Source organism: Pseudomonas tolaasii NCPPB 2192 (assembly GCF_002813445.1).
Taxonomy (GTDB): Bacteria; Pseudomonadota; Gammaproteobacteria; order Pseudomonadales; family Pseudomonadaceae; genus Aquipseudomonas; species Aquipseudomonas tolaasii.
In genome coordinates, this window is record NZ_PHHD01000001.1 from 1114171 (window position 1) to 1138858 (window position 24688).

General features: G+C 61.6%; 27 protein-coding genes. 12 read left to right on the top strand and 15 right to left on the bottom strand.

The features are described 5' to 3' along the window. Position 1: 1 nt before the first annotated feature. Positions 2-481, bottom strand: coding sequence for an RNA pyrophosphohydrolase (locus ATI14_RS05195; RefSeq protein ID WP_003176750.1), 480 nt, complete (start codon positions 479-481; stop codon positions 2-4). A 143-nt stretch (positions 482-624) separates the two neighbouring features. Here ATI14_RS05195 and ATI14_RS05200 point away from each other — a divergent pair, with 143 nt between their 5' ends. Further along, the gene (locus tag ATI14_RS05200) at positions 625-1281 is read left to right on the top strand and encodes a histidinol-phosphatase (protein ID WP_016973010.1); all 657 of its coding nucleotides are present in this window, start codon (positions 625-627) and stop codon (positions 1279-1281) included. A 111-nt stretch (positions 1282-1392) separates the two neighbouring features. Here the strand turns inward: ATI14_RS05200 and ATI14_RS05205 are convergent, their stop codons facing one another. Together ATI14_RS05205 and ilvA are read right to left on the bottom strand one after the other, a co-directional pair. After that, entirely contained in the window at positions 1393-1806 is a 414-nt protein-coding gene (locus tag ATI14_RS05205; protein ID WP_016973011.1) for a DUF2269 family protein, read from the bottom strand. A gap of 40 nt (positions 1807-1846) precedes the next feature. After that, positions 1847-3391 carry a threonine ammonia-lyase, biosynthetic gene (gene ilvA, locus ATI14_RS05210; protein WP_256345990.1) on the bottom strand — a complete coding sequence of 515 codons (1545 nt, stop codon included), beginning with the start codon at positions 3389-3391 and terminating at the stop codon, positions 1847-1849. Positions 3392-3499: 108 nt separating this feature from the next. On the opposite strand from ilvA, the gene rpiA reads away from it, so the two are divergent. Then, positions 3500-4171, top strand: a complete 672-nt coding sequence (gene rpiA, locus ATI14_RS05215; RefSeq protein WP_016973013.1) for a ribose-5-phosphate isomerase RpiA — start codon at positions 3500-3502, stop codon at positions 4169-4171. A gap of 108 nt (positions 4172-4279) precedes the next feature. Here the strand turns inward: rpiA and ATI14_RS05220 are convergent, their stop codons facing one another. The 4 genes from ATI14_RS05220 to ATI14_RS05240 all read right to left on the bottom strand — a co-directional run bounded on the left by ATI14_RS05220 (position 4280) and on the right by ATI14_RS05240 (position 8545). Further along, entirely contained in the window at positions 4280-5194 is a 915-nt protein-coding gene (locus tag ATI14_RS05220) for an SdiA-regulated domain-containing protein (RefSeq protein ID WP_016973014.1), read from the bottom strand. A 119-nt stretch (positions 5195-5313) separates the two neighbouring features. Further along, positions 5314-6237 (bottom strand): SdiA-regulated domain-containing protein, encoded by a 924-nt coding sequence (locus ATI14_RS05225; protein ID WP_016973015.1) that lies wholly within the window; start codon positions 6235-6237, stop codon positions 5314-5316. A 225-nt stretch (positions 6238-6462) separates the two neighbouring features. After that, positions 6463-7128: a fumarylacetoacetate hydrolase family protein gene (locus tag ATI14_RS05235; protein ID WP_016973016.1), complete on the bottom strand. Its 666-nt coding sequence runs from the start codon at positions 7126-7128 to the stop codon at positions 6463-6465. Between the two features lie 22 nt (positions 7129-7150). Next, positions 7151-8545, bottom strand: coding sequence for an FAD-binding oxidoreductase (locus ATI14_RS05240; protein ID WP_017253877.1), 1395 nt, complete (start codon positions 8543-8545; stop codon positions 7151-7153). Positions 8546-8750: 205 nt separating this feature from the next. Between ATI14_RS05240 and serA the strand changes: the two genes are divergently transcribed. Continuing rightward, entirely contained in the window at positions 8751-9980 is a 1230-nt protein-coding gene (serA, locus tag ATI14_RS05250; protein ID WP_003176761.1) for a phosphoglycerate dehydrogenase, read from the top strand. 63 nt (positions 9981-10043) lie between these two features. Here the strand turns inward: serA and ATI14_RS05255 are convergent, their stop codons facing one another. Beyond that, positions 10044-10484, bottom strand: a complete 441-nt coding sequence (locus tag ATI14_RS05255) for a DUF4399 domain-containing protein (protein ID WP_016973018.1) — start codon at positions 10482-10484, stop codon at positions 10044-10046. A gap of 134 nt (positions 10485-10618) precedes the next feature. Here ATI14_RS05255 and ATI14_RS05260 point away from each other — a divergent pair, with 134 nt between their 5' ends. Continuing rightward, a complete protein-coding gene (locus ATI14_RS05260; RefSeq protein WP_016973019.1) occupies positions 10619-11092 on the top strand; it encodes a transporter substrate-binding domain-containing protein in 474 nt (157 codons plus the stop codon). 25 nt (positions 11093-11117) lie between these two features. On the opposite strand, the gene ATI14_RS05265 is transcribed toward ATI14_RS05260, so the two are convergent. Then, the gene (locus ATI14_RS05265; RefSeq protein WP_016973020.1) at positions 11118-11612 is read right to left on the bottom strand and encodes a 2-thiouracil desulfurase family protein; all 495 of its coding nucleotides are present in this window, start codon (positions 11610-11612) and stop codon (positions 11118-11120) included. A 2-nt stretch (positions 11613-11614) separates the two neighbouring features. Further along, complete coding sequence (locus ATI14_RS05270; RefSeq protein ID WP_031320194.1) at positions 11615-12247, bottom strand: 2OG-Fe(II) oxygenase; 633 nt, start codon at positions 12245-12247, stop codon at positions 11615-11617. A gap of 131 nt (positions 12248-12378) precedes the next feature. On the opposite strand from ATI14_RS05270, the gene ATI14_RS05275 reads away from it, so the two are divergent. Beyond that, positions 12379-13131, top strand: coding sequence for a DUF2059 domain-containing protein (locus tag ATI14_RS05275; RefSeq protein WP_016973022.1), 753 nt, complete (start codon positions 12379-12381; stop codon positions 13129-13131). A gap of 102 nt (positions 13132-13233) precedes the next feature. Here ATI14_RS05275 and bipL read toward each other — a convergent pair whose 3' ends face one another. Continuing rightward, positions 13234-14175 carry a phospholipase BipL gene (bipL, locus tag ATI14_RS05280; RefSeq protein WP_016973023.1) on the bottom strand — a complete coding sequence of 314 codons (942 nt, stop codon included), beginning with the start codon at positions 14173-14175 and terminating at the stop codon, positions 13234-13236. 99 nt (positions 14176-14274) lie between these two features. On the opposite strand from bipL, the gene ATI14_RS05285 reads away from it, so the two are divergent. From ATI14_RS05285 to ATI14_RS05300, 4 genes are all read left to right on the top strand, one after another. After that, complete coding sequence (locus tag ATI14_RS05285) at positions 14275-14853, top strand: DUF6436 domain-containing protein (RefSeq protein WP_016973024.1); 579 nt, start codon at positions 14275-14277, stop codon at positions 14851-14853. Between the two features lie 95 nt (positions 14854-14948). Further along, a complete protein-coding gene (locus ATI14_RS05290) occupies positions 14949-15305 on the top strand; it encodes an EamA family transporter (protein WP_016973025.1) in 357 nt (118 codons plus the stop codon). Then, positions 15305-15715, top strand: coding sequence for a DMT family transporter (locus ATI14_RS05295; protein WP_016973026.1), 411 nt, complete (start codon positions 15305-15307; stop codon positions 15713-15715). The genes ATI14_RS05290 and ATI14_RS05295 overlap by 1 nt, the downstream gene beginning before the upstream one ends. Beyond that, entirely contained in the window at positions 15715-16935 is a 1221-nt protein-coding gene (locus ATI14_RS05300; RefSeq protein ID WP_016973027.1) for a DegT/DnrJ/EryC1/StrS family aminotransferase, read from the top strand. Before ATI14_RS05295 ends, ATI14_RS05300 begins: the two co-directional genes overlap by 1 nt. On the opposite strand, the gene ATI14_RS05305 is transcribed toward ATI14_RS05300, so the two are convergent. After that, entirely contained in the window at positions 16907-17791 is an 885-nt protein-coding gene (locus ATI14_RS05305; protein ID WP_016973028.1) for an arginase family protein, read from the bottom strand. The two genes, ATI14_RS05300 and ATI14_RS05305, sit on opposite strands and share 29 nt — an antisense overlap. Then, complete coding sequence (locus ATI14_RS05310; protein ID WP_080520154.1) at positions 17788-18894, bottom strand: GNAT family N-acetyltransferase; 1107 nt, start codon at positions 18892-18894, stop codon at positions 17788-17790. Before ATI14_RS05310 ends, ATI14_RS05305 begins: the two co-directional genes overlap by 4 nt. A 150-nt stretch (positions 18895-19044) precedes the next feature. Here ATI14_RS05310 and ATI14_RS05315 point away from each other — a divergent pair, with 150 nt between their 5' ends. Further along, entirely contained in the window at positions 19045-21399 is a 2355-nt protein-coding gene (locus tag ATI14_RS05315; RefSeq protein ID WP_016973030.1) for a penicillin acylase family protein, read from the top strand. Between the two features lie 75 nt (positions 21400-21474). Here the strand turns inward: ATI14_RS05315 and ATI14_RS05320 are convergent, their stop codons facing one another. Beyond that, entirely contained in the window at positions 21475-22377 is a 903-nt protein-coding gene (locus ATI14_RS05320; RefSeq protein WP_016973031.1) for an AraC family transcriptional regulator, read from the bottom strand. A 99-nt stretch (positions 22378-22476) separates the two neighbouring features. Between ATI14_RS05320 and ATI14_RS05325 the strand changes: the two genes are divergently transcribed. Next, positions 22477-22830, top strand: a complete 354-nt coding sequence (locus tag ATI14_RS05325; RefSeq protein WP_016973032.1) for a carboxymuconolactone decarboxylase family protein — start codon at positions 22477-22479, stop codon at positions 22828-22830. On the opposite strand, the gene ATI14_RS05330 is transcribed toward ATI14_RS05325, so the two are convergent. Beyond that, a complete protein-coding gene (locus ATI14_RS05330) occupies positions 22808-23773 on the bottom strand; it encodes a GlxA family transcriptional regulator (RefSeq protein ID WP_016973033.1) in 966 nt (321 codons plus the stop codon). The two genes, ATI14_RS05325 and ATI14_RS05330, sit on opposite strands and share 23 nt — an antisense overlap. Positions 23774-24032: 259 nt before the next feature. Between ATI14_RS05330 and ATI14_RS05340 the strand changes: the two genes are divergently transcribed. After that, a complete protein-coding gene (locus ATI14_RS05340) occupies positions 24033-24674 on the top strand; it encodes an HD domain-containing protein (protein WP_016973034.1) in 642 nt (213 codons plus the stop codon). Positions 24675-24688 lie beyond the last annotated feature (14 nt).

Here is a 24688-nt window from a genome sequence, read left to right on the forward strand (position 1 = left end):
GTCAGTCGCGCGCTAAAAGGCGCGGGGCAAGCTCTTTGAGAGCGCGACGATAAACTTCGCGCTTGAATGTCACCACCTGGCCCAGCGGGTACCAATAGCTGACCCAGCGCCAGCCATCGAACTCCGGTTTACCGGTCAAATCCATCCGCACCCGCTGCTCGTTGGAGATCAGGCGCAGGAGAAACCATTTCTGCTTCTGGCCGATGCACAGCGGTTGGCTGTGGGTACGCACCAGGCGTTGCGGCAAACGATAGCGCAACCAGCCACGGGTACAGGCCAGAATTTGCACATCTTCGCGCTCAAGGCCGACTTCTTCATTCAACTCACGGTACAAGGCGTCTTCAGGGGTTTCGTCGGGGTTGATTCCGCCTTGAGGAAACTGCCAGGCATCTTGGTTGATTCGGCGAGCCCATAGCACCTGTCCGGCATCATTCGTAAGAATAATCCCGACATTAGGACGGAAACCATCGGGGTCGATCACGGCAACAACCTCGCAAACGCATGTCGCCGCATTGTTCCACAAAGGTTGATCAAGCGGCAACGAGGCTTCTTACCTTATGTGCACTCTTGTGAAAAGACCGTATTCTGGACGCCTTTTTACAGACTTTTCAGCGAGTAACTGCAATGCGCCTGGCTTTATTCGACTTGGACAACACCCTTCTCGGCGGTGATAGCGATCACGCTTGGGGCGATTACCTCTGTGAACGCAGGATTCTCGACCCGGTGGCCTATAAGGCCCGCAATGACGAGTTTTACCAGGATTACCTGGCCGGCAAGCTCGACAACGCCGCCTACCTGAACTTCAGCCTGGAAATCCTCGGCCGCACCGAGATGGCCCAGCTGGACGAGTGGCACAACGACTTCATGCGCGACTGCATCGATGCGCTGATGCTGCCCAAGGCCGCCGAACTGCTGGCCAAACACCGCGCCGCCGGCGACAAACTGGTGATCATCACCGCCACCAACCGCTTTGTCACCGCGCCGATCGCCGCGCGCCTGGGCGTGGAAACCCTGATTGCCACCGAGTGCGAAATGGAAAACGGCCGCTACACCGGGCGCAGCACCGACGTGCCGTGCTTCCGTGAAGGCAAGGTGACGCGCCTGAACCGTTGGCTGGAAGAGACCGGGTACAGCCTGGAAGACAGCTACTTCTATAGCGATTCGATGAACGACCTGCCGTTGCTGGAGCAAGTGACCCATGCAGTGGCGGTGGACCCGGACCCGAATCTGCGGGCTGAGGCCGAGAAGCGTGGCTGGCCGGTGATTACATTGCGCGGCTGATGGCCCCTTCGCGGGCAAGCCCGCTCCCACACTTGACCGAGTTCCAACATGAGAATGAGGTCAAATGTGGGAGCTGGCTTGCCTGCGATGAAGGCGACTCGGTCTTGAACCTTAAACCGGCTTGGCCCCCATCAGCCCGGCAATCGCCACAAACCCCACCAGGCTGACCACCGCCAGCACCAGCGTCAAATTCAGGCTGCCGCCCTCCCCCCTGCGCAGCCGGTTAAGCCGCGCCACCAGCCAGAACCACGCCAGCGCCGCCACGGTGTAGAGAATACTGGAGCCCAGAATCCAGGCTTGCCCCAGCGGCCAGCCGATCAAATGCACCAGCCACCAGCCGGTAAACGGCATGCTCACCAGGCACACGCCCATCAACAGCCACACGAACGCCCACGGGCGCTGCACAATCGCTGCCGGGCCGACGCTGCGCTTGCGCCAGGCCAGTACCGCCAGGCCGAGGCCGCTAAACAGCAGCAACACGGTGGCCGTGATGTGGATAACCTTGAGGGTGGTCAGCGTTTCCATGGTCTCTATTCCTTAAGGGCCGCTCAGTCAGCGTAGTCGCTCAACCGAGGAACAGCTGGTAGGCCGGGTTTTCGCTTTCATCCCAATACGGGTAGCCGATTTCCGCCAACGCCGCCGGCACCAGGTGGCGCTCGTCCGCCGGCACTTGCAGGCCGGCCACCACACGACCATCCGCCGCGCCATGGTTGCGGTAGTGGAACATCGAGATGTTCCAGCGCCCGCCGAGCTTGTTGAGGAAGTTGAACAGCGCGCCCGGCCGCTCCGGAAATTCGAAGCGGAACACCAGTTCGTCACTGACTTTAGCCGCGTGCCCGCCCACCATATGGCGGATGTGCAACTTGGCCAGCTCGTTCTCGGTCAGGTCCAGCACCGGGAAACCCTGACTTGTCAGGCTGGCGATCAGCGCGCTGCGCGGGTCGTTTTCCGGATGGGTCTGCACGCCAACGAAGATGTGCGCCTCGCGGCCGGTGTGGTAGCGGTAGTTGAATTCGGTGATCTGGCGCTTGCCCACGGCTTCGCAGAACGCTTTGAAGCTGCCCGGCTTCTCGGGGATGGTCACGGCGATGATGGCTTCGCGCCCCTCACCCAGCTCCGCACGCTCGGCCACGTGGCGCAGGCGGTCGAAGTTGACGTTGGCGCCCGAATCGATGGCCACAAGGGTCTGCCCGGTGACGCCACGGGTTTCCACGTATTTCTTGATGCCCGCTACACCCAGCGCGCCCGCGGGCTCGGTGATGGAGCGAGTGTCGTCATAGATATCCTTGATGGCCGCACAGATTTCATCGGTGCTGACGGTGATCACTTCGTCCACATAATCTTTGCAGATGTCGAAGGTGTGCTGGCCGATCTGCGCCACCGCCACGCCGTCGGCAAAGATCCCGACGGTCGGCAGCACCACGCGCTCACCCGCAGCCATGGCGGCTTGCAGGCAGTTGGAGTCGTCCGGCTCGACGCCGATGATCTTGATGTCCGGGCGCAGGTATTTCACGTAGGCCGCAATACCGGCGATCAGCCCGCCGCCGCCCACCGGTACGAAAATCGCGTCCAGCGGCCCCGGGTGCTGGCGCAGAATTTCCATCGCCACGGTGCCCTGCCCGGCAATGGTGTGCGGATCATCGTAGGGATGGATGTAGACGTAGCCTTTTTCGTCGACCAGTTTCAGCGAATACGCCAGCGCTTCCGGAAAGGAATCGCCGTGCAGCACCACTTTGCCACCACGGGAGCGCACGCCTTCGACCTTGATTTCCGGGGTGGTCTTGGGCATCACGATAGTGGCCTTGACCCCCAGCACCTTCGCCGCCAGGGCCAGGCCCTGGGCGTGGTTGCCGGCAGACGCCGTGACCACGCCGCGCGCACGCTCTTCGGCGGTCAGCTGAGTCAGCTTGTTATAGGCGCCGCGAATCTTGAACGAGAACACCGGCTGCAAGTCTTCACGCTTGAGCCAGACCGTGTTGCCCAGGCGCTCGGAGAGCTGGCGCGCGGTCTGCAGCGGGGTTTCTACGGCAACGTCGTAAACGCGCGAGGTGAGGATCTTTTTGACGTACTGTTCAAGCATCGGCGGGCTTCTACTTTCACGGTTTGGCAGGGCCAAGGAGTCTAACCCGGCTTTTGGCCGGGCGACCACACGAATCCCGAGGTTTTGTTGGGGTATACTCGCCGCCCTCGATAACTCCCCGCCCGTTCCGGAGCCCGCATGACCCAGGATCAACTCAAACAGGCAGTGGCCCAGGCCGCCGTCGATTTAATCCTTCCCAAACTCGACGACAAGAGCATCGTCGGTGTCGGCACCGGCTCCACCGCCAACTGCTTTATCGATGCGCTGGCCCAGCACAAGGGCGCGTTCGACGGCGCCGTGGCCAGCTCCGAAGCCACCGCCGCACGCCTCAAAGGCCACGGCATTCCGGTGTACGAACTCAACACCGTGAGCGATTTGGAGTTCTATGTCGACGGCGCCGATGAAAGCGACGCGCGACTGAACCTGATCAAGGGCGGCGGCGCAGCCCTGACCCGCGAGAAGATCGTGGCGGCCGTGGCCAAGACCTTCATCTGCATCGCCGATGCCAGCAAACTGGTGCCGGTGCTCGGTGCGTTCCCGCTGCCGGTGGAAGTGATCCCAATGGCCCGCAGCCACGTGGCCCGCGAACTGGTGAAACTGGGCGGCGATCCGGTGTACCGCGAAGGCGTGTTGACCGACAACGGCAACATCATCCTGGATGTGTTCAACATGCAGATCACCAACCCGGTGGAGCTTGAGACGCAAATCAATGCGATCGTGGGCGTGGTGACCAACGGCTTGTTCGCCGCGCGCCCGGCGGATGTGTTGCTGTTAGGCACTTCCGAAGGTGTAAAAACCCTCAAGGCCTAAGCACGACTGCTTTTGCTTTATGTGGGAGCTGGCTTGCCTGCGATGACGGTGGTGAATTCACTGATGCCATCGCAGGCAAGCCAGCTCCCACATGGATCCTGTGGTGTTTCAGAGAGTTGGTTTTTTGAACACGTAGAACAGGTTCGGCTCGCTGACCACATACAACGAACCTTCGTCATCCATGGCGATACCCTCGGCTTGAGGCACCCGTTTTTTCAGACCATGGCGCCCGTTCAGCAATGAAAGACTGCTTAACGGCCGACCGTCGATATCCAGCTCCAACACCAGAAATGACTCATCCGACAGCGCCAGCAAATGGCCGCTGCGCTCGTCGTATTGCAGGCTCGACAGGTCACGCACAAACAGCCCGGCATCGCGCTTGGGGTTGTTGATCACGTGCACCGAGTAGGTTTTTTCCGGTTTGAAGTGGGGAAACCCGTGGACTTCGTAAATCAGCATCGGGTCGCGCTCCTTGGCCACGAACAGGCGCTTGCCCACCGAGTCGTAAGCCAGGCCCTCGAAGCCTTTGTTGCCGCCGATGTGCACGCCCAGGGTCATCTGCTCCGCGTCGGCAGCGTCGAGGAATTGGGTGTCGTCGTTGACATGCACCTTGATCAGCCGCTGCTGGGCCTCGTCACTGATCACATAAATGTTGTCGCTGATGAACTCCACCGCCTCGGCATCACCAAAGCCCACCAGCGCAATGCGCCGCAGCACCTTGCCCTCCAGGGACAGCTCGATCAGCTCGGCGTTTTTATTGGTGACGGTAAACAGGCTTTTGCGCACCGGGTCGTAGGTCAACGCCGAGACATTGTCGTTGAGGCCTTCAATCACCCGGCCTTCCAGCACCACCCGGTAATCGGCCAGGCCGATGGAGCGCTCATCCGCAGGGTGACGCCAGGTTTGCCAGTTGAACCACGCGCGTTCGAATAAACGGAATTGCTGCGCAACCACCCCGGCGGTAGCCAGGGCGATCAATAACAGAATGAAAAACGCAGGTTTGGGGCGGGCAAATCGGCGCATCGGCAGGGCTCAAGATTAAAAGTGGCGAATGAATATCACGCCTGTCTGAATTTAAACTTAAACGCTGCCCGATGTCTGGCGAATGCCGTTACTGGAGAAATATCCGACGTAATCGTGGGTTATTTTTGCTTTTCAAAACGATAGAACAGGTTTGGCTCACTCACCATGTACAGCGTGCCGCTCTCGTCCATGGTCACGCCTTCGGCGCGCGGGATGGTGTGTTTGAGGCCGTTGAAGCCGCCGAGCAGGGTCATGAAACTGACTTGTTCGCCCTTCTCATCCAGCTCCAGCAGCAAGTGGGAGTCGGCGGACAGCACCAGCAAATGCCCGGTGCGCGGGTCGACGGCCAGGGCCGAGAGGTTGCGCATGTCCAGCTCGGTGCTGGCGAGTTTTTGCTTGTCGCCAGTCAGTGTGGCGCCGTCGCTCTTCCAGGTGAACAACGCAGGCGGGCGTTCCTCACCGAGTACGATCTGCCCGGTGCGCTTGTCCCAGGTGATGCCTTCAAAGGCTTTGTTCTGGTCTTTGGACGGGCCGAGGTCGTAGGTTTTGAAATCGGCGATGTTCAGTTGCTGGGTGCCGGCGTCGACCTTGACCACAGTCAGGGTGTGCATGCGCTCGTCGACAATGGCCATCAGGCCGTTTTCCATCACCGTCACGCCCTCCGGGTTGTTCCAACCGTTGAGCGGCATTTTGCGCAGCACGTCGCCTTGCAGGCTCAGTTCCACGAGGAATGGGTTCTTGCCCATGACGGAAAACAGGGTTTTGGTCTGCGGGTTGTAGGAAACGTCGGAGGCCTCATCCTTTTCCATGCCGGGCAGTAACTTGCCGTCGATGACCGCGTGGTAGTCCGGCAGCCAGACGCTGGCTTGCTGTTCAGCCGGCGTCTCGAAACGCTCCATCACCCACAACACGCCGCGATCATCCCAATGCATGGCCCAGGAAACGCCATACACAATCACCCCGACCAGGAACAGCCAGGAATACCAGCGCAGGGCAAAGCGGGAACGGGGCTTGGAGGTGATCGAAGGCAGGGGCACGGCCATGGGGCGCTTTTCCGGGGAGTCAGCTTTAGGTGATAGCACAGGATCAAACGGCCCGCGCGCAAGAAGCTGGGGATTATCCGGATGCGGTGTGAAAAAAATGCAAAAGCCCAAGCCCGGGATGCACACAAAAACAGTGTGGGAGCTGGCTTGCCTGCGATGGCATCAGTAAATTCACCACCGTCATCGCAGGCAAGCCAGCTCCCACATTGGAGTTGCCTGCAGGCGCTAGCGAACGCTGCTTTCGAAGCGGCTTGCGCCCACCAGCTCCAACACCAGCTCATCGCCCACGTTCAGCGGGCCAACACCGACCGGGGTGCCGGTGAGAATCACATCACCGGCCTGCAGCGAGAAGCAGCCGGCCATGTGCTGGATCATCGGGATGATCGGGTTGAGCATCTGCGAGCTGTTGCCGTCCTGGCGCACCTGGCCATTGATGGTCAGGCGAATGCCGATGTCGGTCACGTCCGGGAAGGTGCTGCCGACCACGAACGGTGCAATCACGGCCGCGCCGTCGAAGGACTTGGCGATTTCCCACGGCAGGCCCTTGGCTTTCAGCTCGGCCTGCTTGTCACGCAAGGTCAGGTCCAGCGCCGGGGCGAAGCCGGAGATGGCGTCCAGCACCTCTTCGCGGCTGGGCTTGGTCGACAACGGCTTGCCGATCAGCACCGCGATTTCCGCTTCGTAGTGCACCGAGCCGCGCTCGGTCGGAATGGCGAAACCGCCTTCCAGCGCCACCACGCAGCTGCCCGGTTTGATGAACAGCAGCGGCTCGGTCGGTACCGGGTTGTCCAGTTCCTTGGCGTGTTCGGCGTAGTTACGCCCGATGCACACCACTTTGCCCAGAGGGAAATGGATGTTGGTGCCGTCGACATACTTGTGCTGGTAGCTCATGGAACGACTCCTTCAGGGGCGGTTAAACAGCGAAGATCTTGCCAGGGTTCATGATCCCGTTCGGGTCGAACACGGCTTTCACGGCTTTCATGTACTCGATCTCAACCGGGGAACGGCTGTAGGTCAGGTAATCGCGCTTGGTCATGCCCACGCCGTGTTCGGCGGAGATCGAACCGTTGTATTTCTCGACGGTTTCGAACACCCACTTGTTCACGGTGGCGCACTTGGCGAAGAACTCGTCCTTGCTCAGGTTTTCCGGCTTGAGGATGTTCAGGTGCAGGTTGCCGTCACCGATGTGGCCGAACCACACAATTTCGAAGTCCGGATAATGTTCGCCGACGATAGCGTCAATTTCCTGCAGGAACGCCGGCACTTTGGAGACAGTGACCGAAATATCGTTCTTGTATGGCGTCCAGTGGGAAATGGTCTCGGAGATGTATTCGCGCAGCTTCCACAGGTTGTGCAGCTGGGTTTCGCTCTGGCTCATCACGCCGTCCAGCACCCAGCCCTGCTCCACGCAGTGTTCGAAGGTCTCCAGCGCGTGGTTGGCGACTTCTTCGGTGGTGGCTTCGAATTCCAGCAGCGCGTAGAACGGGCACTCGGTTTCGAACGGCGCGGGTACGTCACCACGGCCGAGGACCTTGGCCAGGGCTTTATCGGAGAAGAATTCGAACGCGGTCAGGTCCAGCTTGCTCTGGAACGCGTGCAGCACCGGCATGATCGAGTCGAAATCCGTGGTGCCGAGCACCATGGCGGTGAGGTTCTTCGGCGCACGGTCCAGGCGCATGGTGGCTTCCACCACAAAGCCCAGGGTGCCTTCGGCGCCGATGAACAGCTGGCGCATGTCGTAGCCGGTGGCGTTCTTGATCAGGTCGCGGTTCAGTTCCAGCACGTCACCTTTGCCGGTGACGACTTTCATGCCGGCAACCCAGTTGCGGGTCATGCCGTAGCGAATCACCTTGATCCCGCCGGCATTGGTGCCGATATTGCCGCCAATTTGGCTCGAACCGGACGACGCGAAGTCCACCGGGTAGTACAGGCCTTTTTCTTCGGCGACGTTTTGCAATTGCTTGGTGACCACGCCCGGCTGGCACACGGCGGTGCGGTCGGTGAGGTTCACGTCGAGAATCTGGTTCATATAGTCGAACGACACCACCACTTCGCCATTCGCCGCGACAGCCGCCGCCGACAGCCCGGTACGCCCGCCCGAGGGCACCAGCGCCACCTTGTGTTCATTGGCCCAACGGACAATGGCCTGCACCTGCTCGGTGGTCTTGGGGAACACGATGGCGACCGGCGCGGGTGCGAAATGCTTGGTCCAATCCTTGCCGTAAGCCTCCAGGGAGTCTGCATCGGTCAGCACTTTACCGGGCTCAACCAGGGTCTTTAGCTCATCAATCAGGGCAGGATGGGTCATCGACAGAACTCTCGAACAATTCATGGTCATCCTGAGAACGCTTCACGTCGCAGGAATGAGTGTTTAGCGGGGCGCGTATGCTAGCATACCGCCCCCGCAGGACAGAGCCCAAGGGCGTTTCTGCGGTGACGGCTTTCCTGCCGTCCGGGTCAGCTTGTGCTGCTCGATTCCCTGCCATTTTTCTCCGGGATACAGGTTTACGCAGATGAGCAAGACTTCTCTCGATAAGAGCAAGATCAAGTTCCTTCTTCTGGAAGGCGTCCACCCATCGGCTGTCGACGTTCTGAAAGCCGCCGGGTACACCAGCATTGAGTACATCACCAGTTCTCTGCCGGAAGCCCAACTCAAGGAAAAGATCGCCGACGCGCACTTTATCGGCATTCGCTCCCGCACTCAGCTGACCGAAGAGATCTTCGATCACGCCAAGAAACTCGTGGCGGTCGGCTGTTTCTGCATCGGCACCAACCAGGTCGACCTCAACGCAGCGCGCGAGCGCGGCATCGCGGTGTTCAACGCACCGTACTCCAACACCCGTTCCGTTGCGGAGCTGGTGCTGGCCGAGGCCATCCTGTTGCTGCGCGGCATCCCTGAGAAGAACGCGTCGTGCCACCGTGGCGGCTGGATCAAAAGCGCGGCCAACTCCTTCGAAATCCGCGGCAAAAAGCTGGGTATCGTCGGTTACGGCTCGATCGGCACTCAGCTGTCGGTACTCGCTGAAGGCCTGGGCATGCAGGTGTTCTTCTACGACACCCTGACCAAACTGCCACTGGGCAACGCCACTCAGGTGTCGAGCCTGACCGAACTGCTGGGCATGTCCGACATCGTGACCCTGCACGTTCCGGAAACCGCTGAAACCCAGTGGATGATCGGCGAGAAGGAAATCCGTGCCATCAAGAAAGGCGGCATCCTGATCAACGCAGCCCGTGGCACCGTCGTCGAATTGGACGCCCTGGCCGACGCGATCAAGGACAAGCACCTGATCGGCGCCGCCATCGACGTGTTCCCGGTGGAGCCACGCTCCAACGACGACATCTTCGAAAGCCCGCTGCGTGGCCTGGACAACGTGATCCTGACCCCGCACATCGGCGGTTCCACCGCTGAAGCCCAGGCCAACATCGGCCTGGAAGTGTCGGAGAAGCTGGTCAAGTACAGCGACAACGGTACCTCAGTATCGTCCGTGAACTTCCCGGAAGTGGCCCTGCCGGCTCACCCTGGCAAGCACCGTCTGCTGCACATCCACCAGAACATTCCTGGCGTGATGATGGAGATCAACAAGGTTTTCGCGGAAAACGGCATCAACATCTCCGGTCAGTTCCTGCAGACCAACGAGAAGGTCGGCTACGTGGTGATCGACGTCGACGCCGAGTACTCGGACCTGGCGCAAGAGAAGCTGCAGCACATCAACGGCACGATTCGTAGCCGCGTGTTGTTCTAAGGTTTCAACGCAGCACAAAAAAGGGAGCCCCGAGGGGCTCCCTTTTTTGCGTCTGGCTAACGCTTATTTCACGTTAACCGTGATGACTTTCGAAGCTACCGTGGGGTTGAACTGCATGTGCAGCTTGTCGCCGGCCACCAGTTGCAAGGTGTGCTTGCCCGGGGTGAGGGTCAGCTCGGTTTCGGTTTGCGCCTTGCCGTAGTGGATCACGGTGTCGGTGGCCGGGATCGGCACGCTGGCGTCCGGCAGTTCTTTCTGGTCGACCAGCAGGTGGTGATGGCCGGTGCCTGGGGTCTGGTCGGTGGCCGGGGCCAGCTTCAAGCCTTCCATGCCGAATTTGACGGTGAAGGTCTTGTCGACGGTGGCGCCATCCTTGGGCGACACAATAAACACTTTGGCGCCTTCAGGTGGCGCGCTGCGCGGGATGCCGTCGGCGGCGGTGGCCAACATCGAGGCGCCCAGCAGCAGGCTGGCAATCGTTGCACGGGCAAGTAGAGCTTTCATTCGCTTCTCCAGTTTCTGCATGAAATCTGTTGGGTTATGACAACTTCGCGGCAAATTGCTGTCCAAGGCACTCATCACCATAGCAAAGCGATGCTGACTGGAGCCTCGCACAGCTGAATTCTTTAGGAGCGACCATGCGCTTTTCGCCTGGCCTTGTACTGTTGCTGCCCCTTCTGAGCCCCTTGGCTCACGCCGAACTGATCGATGATGTGTTTGACCGTGGCGAACTGCGCATTGCCCTGGAGGCCAACACCCCGCCTTTCAACTTCAAGGACGGCGACAAGCTAACCGGTTTTGAAGTGGAGCTGGGTGAACAATTAGCCAAGGAAATGGACGTACGCCCCTCTTTCATCACCACCGATGACGCCGACCTGCTGCCAGGCGTTGAAACCGGCAAATACGACGTGGCCATCAACCATATCGCTATGACTGCCGAGCTGCAGGATCGGTTCGATTTCAGCGAGAGCTATAAGCAAACACCTGAGCTGGCCATTCCATTCCAAAAGGGCAACCCGGCGTTCAAAAGCAGCCTGGACAAGGCGCTGCAGCACATCAAGGCAGATGGGCGTTTGAAGGCGATGACGAAGAAGTGGTTCGAGCCTGAATGAATGCGGCCAGCTCCCACAGTTTGATCTAGGTGAGACTTGAGATTTGGGCCAAAGCGGCAACTGCTTCGGGCAACTGGAGCTCACTGAACACCAGCACCCCATGACGCTTGAGCAGCGCCGCCGTCACCCCTTCCCCGCTCACTTTCACTCCTGAGAACGTGCCGTCATAAGTCAGCAGGTTGCCGCACGACGGACTATTGGCCTTAAGCACAGCGATACGGATGTTGTGCAGCCGCACCAGCGCCAGGGCCTGACGGGCGCCGTCAAGGAAGGCCTCGCTGAAATCTTCGCCCTCGGCTGTCAGCACTTGGGCGCGGCCTTCCCACACATCGATGCCTTGCCCGCCGGGAATTTCGGCAGGCGGCCTGGGCGTCGGCAGGCCGCCCGACACTTCCGGGCAGATCGCCACCACCCGCCCCTCGGCCTGCCACGCCGCCAACTGATCGAACGGCCCGCTGCCCGCGCCGTCGTAGCGCACCTTGTGCCCAAGCAGGCAGCGGCTGACCAGAATCTTTTGCATGACTAAAACGGCTCGTTGCCGCGCCGGCGAAACCAGCCGGTGAGGGACAGGCGCTCGCGTGTGGCGGGCAGGACTTCGTGGGGCACCTCGCCCGACAGAAACACCACCAGGCAACCGCCGACGGGGTCCACGTCATAGGCCTGGCCGCCTTTGAGGTACATGCGCAACTGCCCGCCGTGCTCGGGCAGCCATTCCTCATTCAGGTAGACCACCGCCGAAACCATGCGCCGGTCGTCATCGCGAAAACGGTCCAGGTGCTTGAGGTAAAACGCGCCGGGCGGGTACATCGCGAAGTGGCTTTCGAAATCTTCCAGGCCCAGGAACAGGCCGCGGTTCATCGCCTGGCGCAGGCTGTCCATCAAGCCCATGTAGGTCTCGCAGACGGCTGCGTCGCCCTCTTCCAGCCACTGGATATGATCACCGCGAATCCCCTCGCGTATCTCCTGGGCAGGCCCGCGCCCCACCGCCGCCGGAGCCAGTTCGCCTTCGGCCGCACGTTTATGGCACTCAGCCGCCAGCTCCAGGGTCAGAGCCTGGGGCAGGAAGCCGTTCTGCTGCGACCAGCCTTTTTCGGCCAGATCGTCGACGATGCGCTGCAGCAGTGGGTGATCAAGGGGAATTTGCATGGCGCGCATAGTATCCATACGCCTGTGAATCCGACAGAGCCGCCGAGCGTCTGAACACACTTTAGTTACCTAGCCGACGGGATTTCTCGACAAATCCTACGCCCGACACGGACAATAGTGGCCGACTGACAGGAGTCCCTATGCGTCGTTTGTTTTTTTCCCTTCTGATGTTCTGCGTTTTGCCCGCCTGGGCAGACGGCCATGACCAGTTGTACAAGGTCGCCGGCTGGGCCGAACAACGTGCGCATTTCAACGACGCCCTCAGTGCGGCGCAGCAACGCTACCGCAACAGCCTGCCACCGGCGGTGTACCAGGCGCTGGTCGACAACAGCAATAAACGCTTTGCCGCTCAGGCCGTGGACAAGCGTGCCGAGGCGCAACTGCGCAAGAATCTGGCAGACCCGAAACCCGCCCTCGCGTTTTTCCAGTCGCCATTGGGCCGCAAGATCGTCGCCGCCGAGCTGCTCGCCACCCGCCGCGACCAACTGGCCAAAAACGCCGAGGGCTTGCCGCATATGCAAGCCGACGCCACGCGCAGCCTGATCATCGGTCACCTCGCCCAGGCACTGCCGGCGCGTGAAGCCGGGGCGGAAGTCAGCCTGGCGATCGCCGGCGTGGCCGCCGACAGCTTGAGCCAGATGATCCCCGGCCTGTTGGGCGGCGGTCAGGCCCAAGGCATGTTGAATGGCCAGCGCGAGCGCTTGATGCAGCAAATCGGGAATGATTTGAATAACACGCTGTTGTACGTCTATCGGGATTTGTCTGACCCGGAACTGGAAGAATTCGCGACGTTTGCGGAGTCGCCGGAGGGGAAGGCGTATTACCAGGCGGCACTGGCGGCCATTCGTGCGGGGCTTGCGGTAGGCCAGAGCACCTCAAGCCTCACGCAGTAAGAAATGTGGGAGCTGGCTTGCCTGCGATAGCGGTGTGACTGAACCACCGCTATCGCAGCGGTGCGACGATTCGACAAGCCAGCTCCCACAGTTTTGATTGCGTTACTTCAGGTGGTCGGTGAGGTACTTGAAGTATTCCTGGCGAATCAGCGGAATCTCATTGGCCAGGTGATGCCGGCCACGGGCAATCATCAACACCTCGGGCCGGTCAAACTTGCTGCGCAGCACCTGCAAGTTATGCTGCCAGTCCACCGTCATGTCTTCCTCCCCCTGCACAATCACCGGCCGCCGCGGGCTGCGCGGTGCGGCTTCGATGCGTTTGATCCAGCGCGCCAGCGCCCCGACCCAGGCGGTCGGCAGTTGGCGTGGCTGCAAGGGGTCTGCTTCGAGAAAGGGTTTGAATTTCGGGTCGTTGGTGTTCTCGCTGAACCGCCGGGCGATGCCTTTGACGAAAGGCCGCAGCACGTAATAGCTAACCTGCGACCAGCCCCAGGCACGCGGCCGGACCAGCGGCGATAACAGAAACGTCTTGCCCTGGGCCGGGCTATTCGCGCCGTGATTGAGCAAATGGTCCACCACCACCGCGCCGCCGGTGCTTTGCCCGAACAGGTGCCAGGGCTTCGGCAGTTGCAGCGCCGCGCCTTGTGCAAACAGCGCCTGCACCACGTCCTGATACACCGAAAAGTCATCAATGCTGGCACGCGCACCGCTGGACAGGCCATGGCCGGGCAAGTCGCAGGCAATCACCACAAACCCCTGGTCCAGCGCCCAGTCCACCACATTGCGGTAAAGCCCCATGTGGTCGTAGAAGCCGTGAAACATGAACATCGTCGCCATCGGCACCGGCGGCCACCACACCTGCGCCACCACTTCAAACCCATCCACCGCGAAGCGTCCCAGGCGGCTGACCGTCGGCACTTTGCGCGCCGGCAGGTCCAGCCCGTAGAAGCGCTGGTAGACCCGCGCCTCGGCACTGAGCGGCTGCGCATCCACTAACGGTCGCAAGCTGTCGCGCAGATGATCGGGGTCAAAACTCACAGGCATAAAGGCTTCCAGACTCGCGGTGAAGATGAATATCGAGCTGCGATATTCATCTGTCAGGGCAAGCATGGCAAGCTACGCGACCTTCGAGGATTGATCTGAATGCGACAGCCCTACCGTTCCGCCTTGTTCGCCAGCCTGCTGTTGGTTATCTGCGCCGGCGTGCTGTGGGCGGCGTATGACTGGTTTCAGGGCCGCTACCTGCGTGCATTCAGCGAACACACGGCGGTTTTTTCCGGCGACGCCTTGCGCCTGCCTGCCGAGCTGTCCGGCCCCGGCCCGATCCGCCTCGTGCACTTCTGGGACCCGGCCTGCCCGTGCAACGTCGGCAACCAGCAGCACCTGGGCGAGCTGATCGAGCACTACGCACCTGGTGGCGTTGAGTTCTATGCCCTGCAAAAGGCCGGCAGCCACGGCAATCTCCCGGAAAGCCTGCATAAGATGAAAACCCTCACTGCCCTCAAAGGTGCCGAGCAGATCCCGGCCACGCCCGCCGTCGGCATCTGGGACCGCAGTGGAAAGCTGGCGTATTTCGGCCCCTACAGCGAAGGGCTGACGTGCAATTCGAGCAACAGCTTTATCGAGCCGATCCTCAAGGCTCTGGAGGCCGGGCGCGAAGTCAACGCCACTCACACCCTGGCGGTGGGCTGCTATTGCCAATGGGGCAATGCATCAAACTGAACACAAGCTGTTCAAGCGGCAAACTCCGGTCACCCGGCCGACAGCCTGCTGTATCTTAGGATTTCAGCTCGATTTCAGGCAGACGACAGGGACACATGAGCCAGTTAACCATCATCCTCTGGTTACTCAACGTCATCGTTGATACATCCGGCCAGCTGGCATTCAAGGCCGCCGCCTCAAACAGCGCCGAACATGACGGCATCGCCCACTGGAAGCACATGCTCAAGCGCCCCTGGATCTGGGTCGGCGTGATCTGCTATGTCTTCGAATTCGTGCTGTGGCTGGCGTTTCTGTCGCTGGTGCCGCTGTCGGTCGGCGTGATGCTGGGTTCGATCAATATTGTGGTGATCATGATTGCCGGGCGTTTTCTGTTCAAAGAAAGCCTGAGCAAGTGGCGGTTGATCGGCATCCTGCTGATCGCCTGTGGCGTGACCGTCGTAGGGTTTGAATGATGAAACGTTTCTATATCCTGGGTTTTCTCGCGCTGATCCTTTTCGACACCCTGGCGCAGGTCAGCTTCAAGTTCGCCTCGGTACACGCCGAACCACTGGCGATGGACACCGCGTGGCTGATCCGCGTGTTTGGCGCGCCGTGGATCTACGGCGCTTTTGTGGGCTACATCGGCGCGTTCTTCACCTGGATGACCCTGCTTAAATACGCGCCCGTGGGCCCGGCCTTTGCGGCCTCGCACCTGGAACTGATCAGCGTGACGCTGATTTCCGTCTGGCTGTTCGATGACAGCCTGACCTGGCCGAAAATCATCGGCGGCGCGCTGATTATCGCGGGCATTCTGTGCCTGGCGCGCAGTGAAGACGAAGCTGAAAAGGTCGTCGAAGCCGACCGTTCGGACGCACTCGCGTAATGATTCCACGGGAAATTCCGCCCACCGCAGGGCTGCCTCTGCGCTGGCGGGATTTGCTCGGCCTCTCGGGCGAACTGGCCCCGGCATTGGCCCGGCAATTCTCGATTCCAATGCCCGCACTGCCCTGCTCCGGCACCGCCGCGCTGATCATCGCCCTGCGCGTGCTGCAGCAACGCATGCCGGGCCGCACCCGCCTGATCGTGCCCGCCTACACCTGCCCGCTGGTCGCGTTGGCTGCGCACCACTGCCCGCCGCTGCAAGTGGTGCCCTGTGATCTGCAGCCCGGCAGTATCGACCTGGACGAGCGCCAACTGGCGCAACTGTGCGATGAAAACACCCTCGCGGTGGTGGTCACGCACCTCGCCGGGCGTGTGGCGGATGTGGACGCGGCCCAGCGCATTGCCAGCCGCGTCGGTGCTGCAATCATCGAGGACGCCGCCCAGGCCATGGGCGCACTCGACGACGGCCGCAGCGTGGGGCTCAAGGGCGACGTCGGTTTTTTCAGCATGGCCTTGGGCAAAGGCCTGACGACGGCAGAAGGCGGCGTACTGTTCAGCCGCGACCCGGTACTGCATCAGGCATTGCATCGCCAATGCCGAAACAGCCTGCCTTTGAGCCTGCGCTGGGAGCTGCAACGCAGTGCCGAGCTGTGGGGTTATGCACTGCTGTATCAACCACGCGGGCTGTATTACGCGTACGGCAAAGGCTTGCGCACTGCGCTGGCGCAGGGTGATGAAGTGGCCGCCGTGGGCGATGATTTCTCGGTCGACGATATCCCGCTGCACCGGCTCGGCGGTTATCGCCGCAAGGTCGGCGCCGCCGCGCTGGCACGCTTGCCCGACCACTTGCAGCAAGGCCGCAGCCGCGCATTGCGCCGCGCCGCACGCCTGAATGCCCTGCCCGGCGTCTCGGTGATCATGGACCGGCCGGGGCAGCAAGGCACCTGGCCCTTCCTGATGGTGGTGATGCCGAGTGCGCAAACCCGCGATGCGGCGATGGCGCAACTGTGGACCTCAGGGTTGGGCGTGACGCGCCTGTTTATCCACACCTTGCCCGGCTACCCCGCCGTGGCCGCGCTGTTGCAACCCGGCAGCGAGATCAACCAGGCCGAAGCCTTCGCCCGCCGCACGCTGTCGATCAGCAACAGCCATTGGCTCACCGACGATCACTTCGAACAGATCCTGAGTCGGCTCAAGGCGATTGTCGCCAGCCCTGATTGATGCGCGCCACCAAGCGGCTGTTCAGTGCGTTCTGCTGCGCTTGCCAGATCTGCACTTGCGCCGCCGGCAATTCCTCCTGGCCATCGGACGCACTCAACCAGCGCTTGAACTTGCTTTCATAGCTGTAGGCCGACACATCCCCGGTGATGTCCGCGCCGATAATCCGGCCCTCGCAGGCGCTGATCAAATCATTCAAATGGCGCTCCAGGAACTCGCCCTGATCCCAGTTGGTGTTGACCACTTCGGGGCTCAACACGTCTTTGTCGATGGACAAGTAGACCGGCAATGAACGGTCGAACTGCGCGAGAAACGCCTGCATCAACTCATCAGGATTGCCGAACGCTCGATTGCCACGCCCGGCTCCAACCCAGTTCATCCAGCGCGTATCAACATTGACGCTCCAGTAAGTCAGCTTGCCCTTGAGCAGCGGCGACCAGTGGTTCTCCCAGGCATGACCCAGGCCGATGTCCTGGGAACCAATGCCCAGCACATGCACATGCTCGACCTGGGGCAAGCGGCTGGCCCAGTACACCCACGAACCGCAGTGAATGCCGAAGGGGTAGCGCATGTTGTCGGGGTGGTTGTCGCAAATGATCAGCTGGAATCGCTGTTGCGCCGGCAGGCGGTTCAGCAACAGTTGGCTGAGGTGGTGGTAGTCGCCGCTGCCGGTGAACACGCAGCCGTAGTCGCGGGGCATTTGCGAGTGCAGGGCGTTTTCCAGTTCCTTGAACTGCGCCCAGCGGCAGCCGAAGCGGATTTTTTCCTGCCAGGCGTGCAGCGGCAAGGTGATGGCGCCGGGGATATCGCTGACGGCGCCGTCGAAATCCAGAATCAGCGGCGGGCGGGCCGGGCTCATGAGGTTTGCTCCTGATGCCATTGGTTGTCGCTTTCAAAATGATGGCGGAACCGGTTGCCCAGCTTGCGCAGCAACGGGTTGCGAATCCACACCAGATGCCGCGTAAAGGTGAAGTCGGCGCCGAGGCTGGCCTTGACCTGCGGGTCGGTCCAGCCTGCCACGTAGAATTTCAGGCCGTGGCTCAAGGCGTATTCCAGGTTTACAAACCAGCTGACGAAGTACAGGTTGAACTCCAGCGCCAGCGGGTAATTGAGGCCGATGTACTTGTCGAGCAGCTTGTCGCCCTGCACATAGCAAAGGTTGTAGCCGAGCAATTCGTCGCAATGCCAGTAGCAGAACACGCGCCCGTTGCTGGCGGCGTCTTTGAGCACGCCGCTGAAGAATTCCGGGGTCAACAGGTCGAAATGGATTTCGCTCTGGTCGTACACCGCCCGGTACAGCGCGTACAACTGCGCCAGCCAGGCCTCATCATTGAAGCGCGGGTCACCGGTTTCGAGAATTTCCACGCGCATCGCCTCGCGGCTGCGCAGTTTGCGTCGGATGTTTCGACGACGGCTGTGGGACAAGCGCGCCAGGTACTCATCAACCGTGTCGAAGTTGATCGGCACATAGGCCAGCGCCTGGCCTTCCAGGCTAATAAACCCGCGCCGGGTGCAGTCGTCGATCAGGGCTTTGGCGTAGGCATTTTCCTCGGCACTGAGCAGCGGCGAGTCGCACGGCACGTCCTTGATCACAGTGAGTTTGCGCTGCGGCGCGCATGTTTCCTGCAGCCACTGTGCAAGTTGCCGGGGCGCAACAGCCTGGGGCAGCGGCGCGTATTCGCTGACCGTGGTGCCCACGAAGCAGCTGTCGATGCGCAGCCATGCACTCCACAGCGCATACCCCGGCCAGCCGCGCACACGCGCCACGAATTCATCGTCGGCAGTGGTCAGCAGGTCGAAGGGCGTAAAGAAATACGGCAGGCCCTGCTCGGACAAGCGCGCGTCAAAGCCCACAGGCGGGTGCTGCAAAAAACGGCCGATCAGCGACGGCGCTTCCAGGCAGCACGCATAGTCCACCTCGGGGCGGCCGGGATCTGAAGGGGGTTGCTGAGCGCAGGTCATGGCAAAAAGCTCAAAGATGACAGGTGGAATAATAGCCGCTCAGGGGTGTTCTCCACTTGAACCTCGGCTGTCACAGCAGCAATTCCCCGAGCCCGCGCCAAACCCATTAGACTCCGTTGACCTTCAAGGTGACTGACTCAAGGACCGTCCATGAAACGCAGCCTGACCGTGTTCGCTCTGCTGATTGCCGCCCTCATGGCCGGTGCCGGCTGGTATGTGTACAGCAAGCAACCGACCCGCCAGGGCACCGAAACCCTGGCCAACCTGCAAGGTGCGGTGACGGTGCGCTATGACGACCGCGGCGTACCGCATATTCGCGCCGAGAACGAGGCCGACCTGTATCGCGCCCTCGGCTATGTGCACGCCCAGGACCGGCTGTTCCAGATGGAAATCATGCGCCGCCTGGCCCGTGGCGAACTGGCCGAAGTGCTGGGCCCGAAGGTGCTGGAGACCGACAAGCTGTTTCGCAGCCTGCGTATTCGCGAGCGCGCCTTGAGTTACGTGGAGCACATGGACCACGACTCGGCCGCGTGGAAGGCGCTGCAGGCGTACCTGGACGGGATCAACCAATACCAGGACAGCCACGCCAGCCCGATGGAGTTCGACGTGCTGGGCATCCCCAAACGCCGCTTTACCGCCGAAGACACCATCAGTGTCGCCGGCTACCTGGCCTACAGCTTTGCCGCCGCGTTTCGTACAGAACCCTTGCTGACTTACATCCGCGACCAGTTGGGCGGCGATTACCTGAAAGTCTTCGACCTCGACTGGCAGCCCAAAGGCGCGCTGAACCTGGCCGCCGGCGACTGGAACAGCCTCGACGCCCTCGCCACCCTGAGCGACAAGGCCCTGGCCGACAACGGCTTGCCGCAGTTCGAAGGCAGCAACGCCTGGGCTATCAGCGGCAGTCGCACCAAGAGCGGCAAGCCGTTGCTGGCGGGTGACCCGCACATCCGTTTCTCGGTGCCGTCGGTGTGGTACGAGGCGCAACTCTCGGCGCCGGGCTTTGAGCTGTATGGCTACCACAATGCGCTGGTGCCGGTGGCGTTCCTGGGGCACAACCTGGATTTCGGCTGGAGCCTGACCATGTTCCAGAACGACGACCTCGACCTGATCGCCGAAAAGGTCAACCCGGCCAACCCCAACCAGGTCTGGTACCACGACCAGTGGGTCGACATGAGCAGCAGCGAGCAACAGATTGCCGTGAAGGGCCAGCCGCCGGTGACCCTCACCCTGCGTCAGTCGCCCCACGGCCCGATCATCAATGACGTGCTCGGCGAAAATGCCGGCAAGACACCGATTGCCATGTGGTGGGCATTCCTCGACACGCAAAACCCGATTCTCGAAGGTTTTTACCAGCTCAACCGCGCCGACACCCTGGCCAAGGCCCGCGCGGCAGCGGCCAAGGTGTCGGCGCCGGGGCTGAACATCGTATGGGCGAATGCCAAGGGCGATATCGGCTGGTGGGCGGCGGCGCAGTTGCCGATCCGCCCGGCCGGGGTCAACCCTGGCTTTATCCTCGACGGCAGCACCGCCCAGGCCGACAAGCTGGGCTTCTACCCCTTCAGCGCCAACCCCCAGGAAGAAAACCCGGCGCGGGGTTATGTGGTGTCCGCCAACGCCCAGCCGGTTTCACCCACCGGCATGGAGATTCCCGGCTATTACAACCTCGCCGACCGTGGCCAGCAGTTGAATGCGCAGTTGAGCGACAAAAGCGTGAAGTGGGACGTGAACAACAGCCAGGCCTTGCAGCTGGGCACCACCACCGCCTATGGCCCACGCGTGCTCGCACCGCTGTTGCCCGTGCTGCGTGAAGTGGTCAAAGACCCGGCGCAGTTGAAGCTGGTCGATCAACTGGCGACGTGGAAAGGCGACTACCCGCTGGATTCCACCAGCGCCACGCTGTTCAACCAGTTCCTGTTCAACCTCACCGACGCGGCCTTCCACCCCAAGCTCGGCGACACGATGTTCAAAACCCTGCTCGGCACCCGCGTGATCGACGCTGCGCTGCCGCGCCTGGCCGCCTCGGCGGATTCGCCATGGTGGGACGGCAAGCGCGCCGACACCGTGAAGCTCGCCTGGGACAACAGCCTGGCCCACCTCAAGGCCACTTTCGGTGACGACCCGGGCCAATGGCAGTGGGGCAAGGCCCACACCCTGACCCACGGCCACCCGCTGGGGATGCAAAAGCCGCTGGACGTGATTTTCAACGTCGGCCCATTCGCAGCTCCCGGCAGCCACGAAGTCCCGAACAACCAAACCGCAGCGATTGGCCCGGCGCCGTGGCCGGTGACTTACGGCCCATCAACCCGCCGCCTGATCGACTTCGCCGACCCGGCCCATGCGCTGACCATCAACCCGGTGGGGCAAAGCGGCGTGCCGTTTGATTCGCACTATGGGGATCAGTCGGAAACCTACATTGAGGGCGGGTATGAGCAGGCGCATTTCAGCGATGAGGAAGTGACGGCGAATACGCGTGGGACACTGAAATTACTGCCAGCTCGATAACCGACTGTAAACCCGATCAATGTGGGAGCTGGCTTGCTGTGGCGAGCCAGCCACATTTGATGCGTGGTGTAGCGGCTACTGTGCGCGGAATCGCCCGGGAGCCTCGCCGTAGGTCTCCTTGAATTTCTTGCTGAACGCCGCCTGGGACTGGTAGCCCGCCTGCGCGGCGATATCCAGCAGGCTCAGGCGTGACTGGCGCAGCAGGTTGAATGCCAGCTCCATACGCAGCTGGGTCAGCAATACCCACGGCGACACGCCGGCCACCTTCACAAACGCCCGCATAAAGGTTGCCCGCGACATGCTCGCGGCGGCGGCCAGCGTGTCGATGGTCCACTCATGGCCCGGCTCGGCCAGCATCGCCTGCCAGGCTTTGCTCAGGCGCTTGTCGGCCAGCAACGCGAAAGTGCCTGCAACCGGCGCCTGACGGGTCAGCCAAGTGCGCAGAATCAGGGTGAACAGCGCCGACGACAGCGCGTCGATAAAGGTACGGGCGCCCAGTTGTTGGCCGTCCGCTTCGCTGCGCAGCAACGCGATCAGCGCCGCCAATTGCCCATCGGCCTGCCATTGGCGGCTGGACACCACCACGAATTCCGGCAACGCACCGAACAGCAACGACTGGCGGTTGTAGTGAAAACTGCCGCAGAGCATGTCCAGCTCGGGCCTGTCACCGCCCAGGCGATGCACAGGGAGCAAGCCGCCCTCGATCACTTTCGGCTGCATGGGCCGGATGCGCGCGCCCTGGCTGCGCAGCAAATGGGTGGCGCCGCCGGGCATCAGCAGAATGTCACCCTCTTCCAGCGTCACGTGCTGCCCGCCGGTGAGCTCCGCACGGCACGTACCGCTGAGCACGATGTGATAAGGCGCCACGCCGAGGTTCTCGGGGGCATGTTCCAGCGCCCAATCGCCCTGGAACTGGCAACGTAAATCCAGACTGCCGCGCAGGTTGGCCAGCGCGATAAGCGTGTCGATCGAATTCATTTGCGAGCATCGGTCAAAAAGATGAGCGGATTGAACAATATCCCGTACCCCGAACGGAAGAGACTGGCTTCACACCCAACCTGTTCAGGAGTTACCGCAATGTTCAATAACTGGTCCGACTTGCTGCCCACCGTGAAGAAAGCCTTTGGCGCGCTGGGCAAGAGCAACCCGAAGATGGTCAAAGCCTACATGGCGCTGGGCGAAGCTGCCGAGGAAAACAATGTCCTCGACGCCAAGACCCGCGAACTGATTTCCATCGCCGTGGCCATCACCACCCGCTGCGACGGTTGCATCGGCGTGCACGCCGACGCGGCGATCAAGGCCGGTGCCACCCGTGAAGAAGTGGCGGCCACCCTGGCCACCGCCATCTCGCTGAACGCGGGCGCTGCGTACATCTACTCGCTGCGCGCGCTGGAAGCCTACGACACGCTCAAACCGGCGCCGCAAAGTTGAGCCGGAACTGTTGCGGCGTGACGCCCAGCCGGCGGTTGAACACACTGCGCATGTGCTGGGCGTCGCGAAAACCGCATTGGTAGGCCACGGTTTTCAGCGGCGCGGGGCTGCTTTCGAGCATCACCCGCGCCGCGTCCACGCGCGCGCGCTCGACAAACTCGGCGGGCGTAATCCGCGCTTCACGGGCGAACACCCGGGAGAAATTGCGCGCACTCATGTTGGCTGCCCGCGCCAGGTCGGCAATGGTCAAATCCCCCGTCAGGTTCGCCAGCACATAGAGCTGCACCAGCGCCACCGCCGAGGTGGTTTCGGCGTGGGGTGTGAGAAACGGGCTGAACTGCGACTGCCCGCCCGAACGCTGGGTGAATACCACCAGGCGTTTGGCCACACTCAGCGCCACTTCCGGCCCGTGGTCCTGGGCCAGCAAATACAGCGACAGATCAATACCCGCCGTGACCCCGGCCGAGGTGTAGAGGTTGCCGTCCTGCACATAAAGGCGGTCGGCCTCGACCTGCGCCGTCGGGCACAACCGCGCCAGGCCTGCGGCGTCGTTCCAGTGGGTGGTGACGGTTTTGTCGTCCAGCAACCCGGCGCGCGCGAGCATGAAGGCGCCGTTGCAGATCGACCCGAAGCGTTGTGCACGTTGGGAGGCGCCACGCAGCCAGTCATCAAATTCGGCGCCGAAATCCTCGAAAGGCAATTGCGGGCCACCGGCAACCAGCAGCAGGTCGTAGGCTTGCAGCGCTTCGCGGTAATGCCGGTGGGCCTGCAACGACAAACCATTGGAGGCGGCCATGCTGCCGTGGCCCAGGCCAAGCACTTCCAGCTGGTAATGGTCTTCGGGTGGCAAGAAACGGTTGGCCTCGCAGAACACATCCATGGGCCCGGTCACGTCCAGTGACTGGACACCGGGGAAGATCAGGATGGCGACGGTTCTCTGCATGGCGAAACCTTATGACTGGCGGACATGAAACCCTGTGGGAGCTGGCTTGCCTGCGATGCAGACACCTTGGTGTATCAGGTATACCGAGTTGATGCTATCGCAGGCAAGCCAGCTCCCACATTTGATTGCGTACGCCCATGGCACGATGTGACGGCACATTGGCCGGGATCGCACCCTTCCGGCGATAGCCCCTTCGCGGGCACGCGACCAGACTGGACTCATCGGCGCCACCCCCGGCGCTTTGTTGAGGAGAACGACCATGAGCACCACCATCGCCGGCATCCGGATCCCGGACAGCGCCTTGGCCAAAGCCACCACCGAATACATCCGTGACGTCGAATCCGACCTGCTGTACCACCACTCCCGCCGCGTGTTCCTGTTCGGCGCGTTGAGCGGCGAGCGCAAGCAACTGGCCTACAACCCGGAACTGCTTTACGTCGGCGCGATGTTCCACGACCTCGGCCTGGTGGAAGGCCATCGCAGTGACGACCAGCGCTTTGAAGTGGACGGCGCCAACGCAGCGGCGGCCTTCCTCAAGCCTTATGGCCTGAGCGATGACGATATCGAACAAGTGTGGTTGTCCATCGCCCTGCACACCACGCCGGGGGTGCCGCAGCATCTGCGCCCGACCGTGGCGCTGGTCACTGCAGGTGTGGAGATGGACGTGCTGGGCATGGATTACGCGGCGTTTTCCACCGTGCAGCGCGAAGCCGTGGTGCATGCGCACCCGCGTGGTGAGGGCTTCAAGGAGTGCATCATCTGCGCGTTCGCCGACGGCTTGCGCCATCGCCCGCAAACTACGTTTGGCAACGTGAAGACGGATGTGCTGGTGGATCAGGAGCCGGGGTTCAAGCCGATGAATTTTGTGGAAGTCATTCGTAAATCGCCGTGGACTGCCTGACTTGATCGTTCCCA

Excerpts from the sequence above, each read along its gene's own strand:
- ATI14_RS05200 (WP_016973010.1), top strand. The coding sequence starts at position 625 with ATGCGCCTGGCTTTATTCGACTTGGACAACACCCTTCTCGGCGGTGAT.
- ATI14_RS05205 (WP_016973011.1), bottom strand. The coding sequence starts at position 1,806 with ATGGAAACGCTGACCACCCTCAAGGTTATCCACATCACGGCCACCGTG.
- rpiA (WP_016973013.1), top strand. The coding sequence starts at position 3,500 with ATGACCCAGGATCAACTCAAACAGGCAGTGGCCCAGGCCGCCGTCGAT.
- ATI14_RS05220 (WP_016973014.1), bottom strand. The coding sequence starts at position 5,194 with ATGCGCCGATTTGCCCGCCCCAAACCTGCGTTTTTCATTCTGTTATTG.
- ATI14_RS05225 (WP_016973015.1), bottom strand. The coding sequence starts at position 6,237 with ATGGCCGTGCCCCTGCCTTCGATCACCTCCAAGCCCCGTTCCCGCTTT.
- ATI14_RS05235 (WP_016973016.1), bottom strand. The coding sequence starts at position 7,128 with ATGAGCTACCAGCACAAGTATGTCGACGGCACCAACATCCATTTCCCT.
- ATI14_RS05240 (WP_017253877.1), bottom strand. The coding sequence starts at position 8,545 with ATGACCCATCCTGCCCTGATTGATGAGCTAAAGACCCTGGTTGAGCCC.
- serA (WP_003176761.1), top strand. The coding sequence starts at position 8,751 with ATGAGCAAGACTTCTCTCGATAAGAGCAAGATCAAGTTCCTTCTTCTG.
- ATI14_RS05255 (WP_016973018.1), bottom strand. The coding sequence starts at position 10,484 with ATGAAAGCTCTACTTGCCCGTGCAACGATTGCCAGCCTGCTGCTGGGC.
- ATI14_RS05260 (WP_016973019.1), top strand. The coding sequence starts at position 10,619 with ATGCGCTTTTCGCCTGGCCTTGTACTGTTGCTGCCCCTTCTGAGCCCC.
- ATI14_RS05265 (WP_016973020.1), bottom strand. The coding sequence starts at position 11,612 with ATGCAAAAGATTCTGGTCAGCCGCTGCCTGCTTGGGCACAAGGTGCGC.
- ATI14_RS05270 (WP_031320194.1), bottom strand. The coding sequence starts at position 12,247 with ATGCGCGCCATGCAAATTCCCCTTGATCACCCACTGCTGCAGCGCATC.
- ATI14_RS05275 (WP_016973022.1), top strand. The coding sequence starts at position 12,379 with ATGCGTCGTTTGTTTTTTTCCCTTCTGATGTTCTGCGTTTTGCCCGCC.
- bipL (WP_016973023.1), bottom strand. The coding sequence starts at position 14,175 with ATGCCTGTGAGTTTTGACCCCGATCATCTGCGCGACAGCTTGCGACCG.
- ATI14_RS05285 (WP_016973024.1), top strand. The coding sequence starts at position 14,275 with ATGCGACAGCCCTACCGTTCCGCCTTGTTCGCCAGCCTGCTGTTGGTT.
- ATI14_RS05290 (WP_016973025.1), top strand. The coding sequence starts at position 14,949 with ATGAGCCAGTTAACCATCATCCTCTGGTTACTCAACGTCATCGTTGAT.
- ATI14_RS05295 (WP_016973026.1), top strand. The coding sequence starts at position 15,305 with ATGAAACGTTTCTATATCCTGGGTTTTCTCGCGCTGATCCTTTTCGAC.
- ATI14_RS05300 (WP_016973027.1), top strand. The coding sequence starts at position 15,715 with ATGATTCCACGGGAAATTCCGCCCACCGCAGGGCTGCCTCTGCGCTGG.
- ATI14_RS05305 (WP_016973028.1), bottom strand. The coding sequence starts at position 17,791 with ATGAGCCCGGCCCGCCCGCCGCTGATTCTGGATTTCGACGGCGCCGTC.
- ATI14_RS05310 (WP_080520154.1), bottom strand. The coding sequence starts at position 18,894 with ATGACCTGCGCTCAGCAACCCCCTTCAGATCCCGGCCGCCCCGAGGTG.
- ATI14_RS05315 (WP_016973030.1), top strand. The coding sequence starts at position 19,045 with ATGAAACGCAGCCTGACCGTGTTCGCTCTGCTGATTGCCGCCCTCATG.
- ATI14_RS05320 (WP_016973031.1), bottom strand. The coding sequence starts at position 22,377 with ATGAATTCGATCGACACGCTTATCGCGCTGGCCAACCTGCGCGGCAGT.
- ATI14_RS05325 (WP_016973032.1), top strand. The coding sequence starts at position 22,477 with ATGTTCAATAACTGGTCCGACTTGCTGCCCACCGTGAAGAAAGCCTTT.
- ATI14_RS05330 (WP_016973033.1), bottom strand. The coding sequence starts at position 23,773 with ATGCAGAGAACCGTCGCCATCCTGATCTTCCCCGGTGTCCAGTCACTG.
- ATI14_RS05340 (WP_016973034.1), top strand. The coding sequence starts at position 24,033 with ATGAGCACCACCATCGCCGGCATCCGGATCCCGGACAGCGCCTTGGCC.